Below are 6444 nucleotides of genomic sequence, written 5' to 3' on the forward strand. Positions count from 1 at the left end.
ACAACGAATTAAAATCTACTGATTTCTATATTTCTCTATAGCAGCTTTTATTTTTTCGCGACGATTTGATGGCGATGGATGCGTACTCTGAAATTCTGGAACTTGGCTTCCTCCTGAAGCTTCTTCCAAAATATCCATTACACCAATCAATGCTTCTGGATTATATCCTGCCTGAATCATAAATCGAACGCCCAAATCATCAGACTCCAATTCATCATCTCGACCATATTTCATGTTCACCATATTTGCCACAACTTGCGCATAATAAGCCGAATTTGCATCTCCAGCTGCAACACCAGCCGCTCCTGCAATTCCTTGCGAAAGCTCTTGTTTCGACATTTGTTCTGCACTATGACGCGCAATAACATGACCAACTTCGTGTCCCAAAACTCCAGCCAATTGATCTTCGTTTTGCAAACGCGTCAATAAGGCTTCGGTAATAAAAATTGGTCCACCAGGCAATGCAAAAGCATTTACAGTTCGATTATCTGCTAACACATAAAACTGAAATGGATAATTCGTTTTATGTGCATCACTATTATTAACAACTTTCGCGCCTACTCGTTTTACAAGCTCCTGGTATTGAGCATTTCGAGATAGTCCACCAAACTCTTGTGCCATTTGCGGAGCCGAATTAATTCCCATCGCAATTTCGTCATCTTTGGTTAATGAAATATATTGCTTTTCGCCTGTAATTTCATTGACTTCAGAAGAAGAAAAATATTTTATAACAGAAAAAATAACAATTGCTGCCGCAATTATTAATTTTATCGACGTTCCGCCCTTTTGCATATCAGTGTAAGGTGTTAATTATTTTTTATGCCTTTTCTTTAAAATCTCCAAAACATCTTTCAATTCAAAACCACGTGCATGTAGCGCCATTAGGTAATAAAAGAAAACATCTGCCGATTCTTCTAAAAAGTTTTCGTCGTTATCTTGTTCCGAAGCAATAACCATTTCTACAGCTTCTTCTCCCATTTTTTTAGCGATTTGAGAATTACCTTTTTTATGAACACGTTTCATTTTAGATTTTTTCGCATCCTCTAATTTCGCCTCTTCCATCATTATTTCCAATTTCTTTAAGAATGGAAATTTTTTCGCTTCTTTGACTTCAGAAGTATTTTCATTAAGTTCCATAAAATCGTTTGTTTTCATAGATTTTTTTAAACGTAGAATAAATTTAAGAAATTCTACCGAATTATTTATCTCAATTCTATTGCCAATATTACTATTTTTTGAAAAAAAAGAAAGATTTTATTCACATTTATTTCTAAAAAAATAAAATTCTAATCTATTCATTCAATTAATTTTTAACATTGTTATTCACTTTTATTTTAAGATAAAAAAACGTATTTTTACGCGAAAATAAACATAGCGCAAACACAATGAACACAAACGATTTTTCCATTAGACATATTGGAAACAATGCGCAGCAAGCAGCTGAAATGCTTTCTGTAATTGGGAAAGATTCTATTGATTCTTTAATTGAGGCAACAGTTCCTCAGAACATTCGATTGAAAAATGCTTTGGATTTACCAGAAGCTTTATCAGAATTTGAAGCTATTAATCATTTAGCTGAAATCGCTTCAAAAAATAAAAAAGTAAAAAATTATCTTGGATATGGATATTATGGTACAATTTTACCAGCGCCAATTCAACGTAATGTATTAGAAAATGCTGGTTGGTACACAGCTTATACACCATACCAAGCGGAAATTGCGCAAGGACGTTTAGAAGCTTTATTAAATTTCCAAACTGTTATTTCTGATTTAACAGGTTTACCTATCGCAAATGCCTCTTTATTAGACGAAGGTACTGCATGTGGTGAAGCAATGCACATGTTATTTGAATCTCGTTCTCGTGATCAAAAGAAAAACAATGTCAACAAATTTTTTGTAGCAGATAATTTATTCCCTCAATCTGTAGCGGTTTTAGAAACGAAAGCACACGGTTTAGGAATTGAATTAGTTGTTGGAAACTTTGAAACGACTGAATTAACAGAAGAATTCTTCGGAGCGATTGTACAATACATCGGGAAAGGAGGACAAATCAATAATTATAGATCATTTGTAGAAAAAGCAAATGCAGTTAATGTAAAAGTTGNNTGTTGCAACAGATTTATTAGCTTTAACATTATTAACACCTCCAGGTGAATGGGGAGCTGATATCGCAATTGGTACTTCTCAACGTTTTGGTGTTCCTATGGGATACGGTGGACCGCACGCAGCTTTCTTATCTTGTACAGAAGAATACAAACGTGTAATTCCAGGGCGTATTATTGGAGTTTCTCAAGATCGTTTAGGAAACTATGCGTTACGTATGGCTTTACAAACACGTGAGCAACACATCAAACGTGAAAAAGCGACTTCTAATATTTGTACTGCACAAGTATTGTTAGCGGTTATGGCTTCTTTCTACGCGGTTTACCACGGAAAAGACGGTTTACAATATATCGCTGATCAAATTCATACTAAAGCAGCTGTTTTACACGGAGGTTTAGAGCATTTAGGATTTAAATTAGTAAATACTAATTTCTTCGATACAATTCAAATTGAAGTTGAAAACTCAGACGAAATTGTAAAGATTTTTGCAGAAGAAGAAATTAATGTAAATGGATTCGAGAACGGAAAAATTTCAATCACAATTGATGAAATGACTTCTGAAGAAGATATTTTCGAAATTTTAAGTGTTTTTGCAACAATTAAAAATACAGAAGATGGTTTCGAATTTGAAGTAGATGATTCTTATTTACCTCAAGATTTAATCAGAACTTCTGATTTCTTAACACACGAAAACTTCAATTTATATCATACAGAAACAGAATTAATGCGTTACATCAAGCGTTTAGAGCGTAAAGATTTGGCTCTTAACCAATCGATGATTGCATTAGGTTCTTGTACAATGAAATTGAATGCTGCAACAGAATTATTGCACATGTCTTGGGAAAGAATGGGGAATGTACACCCTTTCACTCCAAAAGATCAAGTAGAAGGTTACCAAACATTAATCCAAAACTTAGAAGATTATTTAGCTGTAATCACAGGTTTTGATGCAACTTCTTTACAACCAAATTCTGGTGCGCAAGGAGAATATGCAGGATTGATGGTAATCCGTTCTTACTTTGAAGCAAGGGGAGAAGGACACAGAAATGTTGCTTTAATTCCACAATCTGCTCACGGAACTAACCCTGCTTCTGCTGCAATGGCGGGAATGCAAGTTGTTGTTGTGAAGAACTTAGAATCTGGTGAAACAGATTTAGTTGACTTGAAAGAAAAATGTGAAAAACACAAAGATAACTTAGCTGCATTGATGATTACTTATCCATCAACGTATGGTGCTTTTGATAGCAATATCGAAGAAGTTACTGAAATGATTCACGCATACGGAGGTCAAGTTTATATGGACGGTGCAAACATGAATGCGCAAGTTGGATTAACTTCTCCAGGAAACATTGGTGCAGACGTTTGTCACCTTAACTTACACAAAACATTCGCTATTCCTCACGGAGGTGGAGGACCTGGTGTAGGACCAATCTGTGTAAAAGCACATTTAGCGCCTTTCTTAGGATCTTCTCCATTAATCGAAACTGGAGGAAAAGAAGCGACAAATACATTCGCTGCGGCTCCTTATGGTTCTGCGTTCATTTTACCTATTTCTTACTCTTACATTTTAATGTTAGGTGCAGAAGGTTTATTGAAAGCGACACAAGGTGCAATCTTGAATGCTAATTACATGAAAACTCGTTTAGAGAAGCATTTTGATATTTTATATACAAATGGAAACAATGTAGTGGCACACGAATTTATCTTAGATTGTCGTCCGTTCAAAAAAGCTGGTATCGAAGTAACGGATATCGCAAAACGTTTGATTGATTATGGATTCCATGCGCCAACAGTATCTTTCCCAGTTGCTGGAACATTGATGGTTGAGCCAACAGAATCTGAAAACAAAGCAGAATTAGATCGTTTTTGTGATGCGTTAATTTCTATTCGTCAAGAAATTGATGAGGTTGCAAACGGAGATTATCCAGTTGATAACAACGTATTACACAACGCGCCTCACCCAATTCACTTGATTACGGCAGACGAGTGGGAATATCCTTACTCTCGTTCTAAAGCTGCATATCCAGCAGAATGGGTTCGCGAACGTAAATTCTTTGCATCTGTTTCTCGTATTGATGATGCTTACGGAGATCGTAACTTAATCTGTACTTGTGCTCCTATTGAGGCTTATATGGATTAATTATTCTAGAAAGAATATATTATAAATACAAATCGCTCTGAGAAATCGGAGCGATTTTTTTATTGAAATAATTTAAATGTTTAAAATGTTTTTATTTCTTAAAATTTTCTTAAATTCATTCCAACTAAACTTTTAATATTAAAACATTTATGAAAAATTATGCTGCCGAGTTTTTCGGTACTTTTTGGTTAGTTTTCGGAGGTTGTGGTAGTGCAATCTTTGCGGCTGGTATTCCCGAATTAGGAATTGGTTACGCTGGTGTTGCATTAGCATTTGGTCTTACTGTACTAACAATGGCTTACGCAGTTGGTCATATTTCTGGAGGACATTTCAACCCTGCTGTCTCTTTCGGTTTATTTGCTGGAGGACGATTTGACGGAAAACAATTATTTCCTTACATTATTTCGCAAGTATTAGGAGCAATTGCTGCTGCTGGAGTATTATACTTAATCGCTTCGGGAAATGCAAATTTCGCTATTGACAATACCAAAGCTGGAGCATTTGCTTCCAATGGATATGGCGCATTTTCACCACATGGTTACAGTATGTTATCTGCTTTTTTAATTGAATTTGTCTTAACAGCCTTCTTCTTAATTGTTATTTTAGGTGCGACAGACAAATTTGCAAACGGAAAATTTGCTGGAATCGCAATTGGATTGGCCTTAACGTTAATTCACTTAATTTCTATTCCAATCACTAACACATCTGTAAATCCAGCCCGTTCTACATCACAAGCTATTTTTGTACGGGGCGAACCTTTAATACAATTATGGCTATTCTGGGTTGCGCCTATTACAGGCGCAATTGTAGGTGGATTAATTTATAAAACACTTCTACAGAAAGAAGAAAATTTAGCATAAAACCTGAAAAGCTCCGAATGGAGCTTTTTTTTTAATAAAATATTAAAATGTCAAAAAATAGAAAACCAAATGTTTTATCAATTGACGAATTAGAAAAAATGAATACAAAACAATTATTAGCTTATCTACATAAACTACATACTTGTGAACAATCATTTGAAAAATCTGATATGATTAACAATCCTGAAATAGTAGATAAAAAAACTATTTACTATAAACAATCGGATAATTGGAAGCAAGCTTATAAAAATGTAAAAGAAATTCTAAAAACAAGAGAACATATCCATTAGTTAGTTGTTATTATTTTTTTTCAAAAACTCATCTGTAAAATGCTGTGTTTTCTTACCTGCCGAAAACTTCGTTTGATTGTAACCTGCTGATTTATTTTTTGAATACAAGAATATATCCATCTAAATCACTTCCGTAATTAATTACTAATGAATCTCCAGCAATTTTATAAAAATCACCTTGTTTCTTATTTTCAACATATAAAATTTTATACTCTATTTTATCATTTAGTTTTTCTTTAGAAGTATAAAAATCATAATTACCAGTTACAATTCCAGCAGTTTCATCTACATGATTAACAACACTTAATTTATTTGTCGAAGTATTAAATTCCCAAATAACTTTTCCTTTTTCATGTTGAATAAAAGCTTGATCAGGGTAAAATCCATATGTTTTATCTAAATTCCAAACTCCATTCAACTCTTTATCTACATTGTTATTTTTAGAGTAATCATCATTTTGACATCCAAAAAATGCAAAAATAGAAAATGTACAAAATGCTACTTTTAAAATTGCTTTCATAATGTTATTTTATTAGTTTAATTTCTAATAAGATAATTAATCATAAAAAGGTTGCGTCAAAGTATTATTTAATTATTCTTCTTTCAAAAACTCATCTGTAAAATGTTGTGTCTTTTTCTCTGTAGAAAATTTAATTTGATTATAGTCTGAAGATTTATTCTTTAGAATTGAAAGTGAATTCCATTTATTATCTTTTATTAACTTTCCTATAAAAACAATTTGACCAACATGATATGGATAATGCGCCAATTGACGATTAATGGCTTCTATTACTGTATGTCCTTCATTTCGGATATAGATGATTTGTTCTAAATCTTCATCCGTTTTGATTTGTGCTAAAGCATTAAACAAACACTTCCAACCTTTCTCCCATTTCTCTAAAAGTTGTTCTTTAGTTTTGATTGTATCTTCAAATTCTTCATCACGATTTCGCCACTCTTTTTCACCATCTGTTGTCAAAAAATCAGTCCAACGCGACAACATATTTCCTGAAAGATGATTCACGATAATCGCAATACTATTTGAGTTTTCA

At 33.4% G+C, this 6444-nt stretch carries 6 protein-coding genes and 1 pseudogene; 3 read left to right on the top strand and 4 right to left on the bottom strand.

The genetic code is table 11. From position 1 onward, the window contains the following. Window positions 1–15 precede the first annotated feature (15 nt). Together B2217_RS02135 and hisE are read right to left on the bottom strand one after the other, a co-directional pair. Window positions 16–792 (bottom strand): M48 family metalloprotease, encoded by a 777-nt coding sequence (locus tag B2217_RS02135; RefSeq protein ID WP_180906002.1) that lies wholly within the window; start codon window positions 790–792, stop codon window positions 16–18. Between the two features lie 18 nt (window positions 793–810). After that, entirely contained in the window at window positions 811–1155 is a 345-nt protein-coding gene (hisE, locus tag B2217_RS02140) for a phosphoribosyl-ATP diphosphatase (protein WP_180906001.1), read from the bottom strand. 230 nt (window positions 1156–1385) lie between these two features. Here hisE and gcvP point away from each other — a divergent pair. From gcvP to B2217_RS02155, 3 genes and pseudogenes are all read left to right on the top strand, one after another. Next, a pseudogene (gene gcvP, locus B2217_RS02145) lies at window positions 1386–4242 on the top strand (aminomethyl-transferring glycine dehydrogenase). Between the two features lie 149 nt (window positions 4243–4391). Further along, a complete protein-coding gene (aqpZ, locus tag B2217_RS02150) occupies window positions 4392–5102 on the top strand; it encodes an aquaporin Z (protein ID WP_114999241.1) in 711 nt (236 codons plus the stop codon). 47 nt (window positions 5103–5149) lie between these two features. Next, window positions 5150–5392, top strand: a complete 243-nt coding sequence (locus B2217_RS02155) for a hypothetical protein (RefSeq protein WP_114999239.1) — start codon at window positions 5150–5152, stop codon at window positions 5390–5392. A gap of 91 nt (window positions 5393–5483) precedes the next feature. Here the strand turns inward: B2217_RS02155 and B2217_RS02160 are convergent, their stop codons facing one another. Then, window positions 5484–5912, bottom strand: a complete 429-nt coding sequence (locus B2217_RS02160; protein ID WP_114999237.1) for a hypothetical protein — start codon at window positions 5910–5912, stop codon at window positions 5484–5486. 72 nt (window positions 5913–5984) lie between these two features. Further along, window positions 5985–6444: DUF1572 family protein (locus B2217_RS02165; protein ID WP_291122045.1), on the bottom strand; the 460-nt coding region annotated here is incomplete at its 5' end.

Source organism: Empedobacter sp. UBA7620, assembly GCF_002484185.1.
GTDB lineage: Bacteria > Bacteroidota > Bacteroidia > Flavobacteriales > Weeksellaceae > Empedobacter > Empedobacter falsenii_C.

What these genes read in the sequence shown, in the direction of transcription:
- B2217_RS02135 (WP_180906002.1), bottom strand. Translation starts at nt 792, where the DNA reads ATGCAAAAGGGCGGAACGTCGATAAAATTAATAATTGCGGCAGCAATT.
- hisE (WP_180906001.1), bottom strand. Translation starts at nt 1,155, where the DNA reads ATGAAAACAAACGATTTTATGGAACTTAATGAAAATACTTCTGAAGTC.
- aqpZ (WP_114999241.1), top strand. Translation starts at nt 4,392, where the DNA reads ATGAAAAATTATGCTGCCGAGTTTTTCGGTACTTTTTGGTTAGTTTTC.
- B2217_RS02155 (WP_114999239.1), top strand. Translation starts at nt 5,150, where the DNA reads ATGTCAAAAAATAGAAAACCAAATGTTTTATCAATTGACGAATTAGAA.
- B2217_RS02160 (WP_114999237.1), bottom strand. Translation starts at nt 5,912, where the DNA reads ATGAAAGCAATTTTAAAAGTAGCATTTTGTACATTTTCTATTTTTGCA.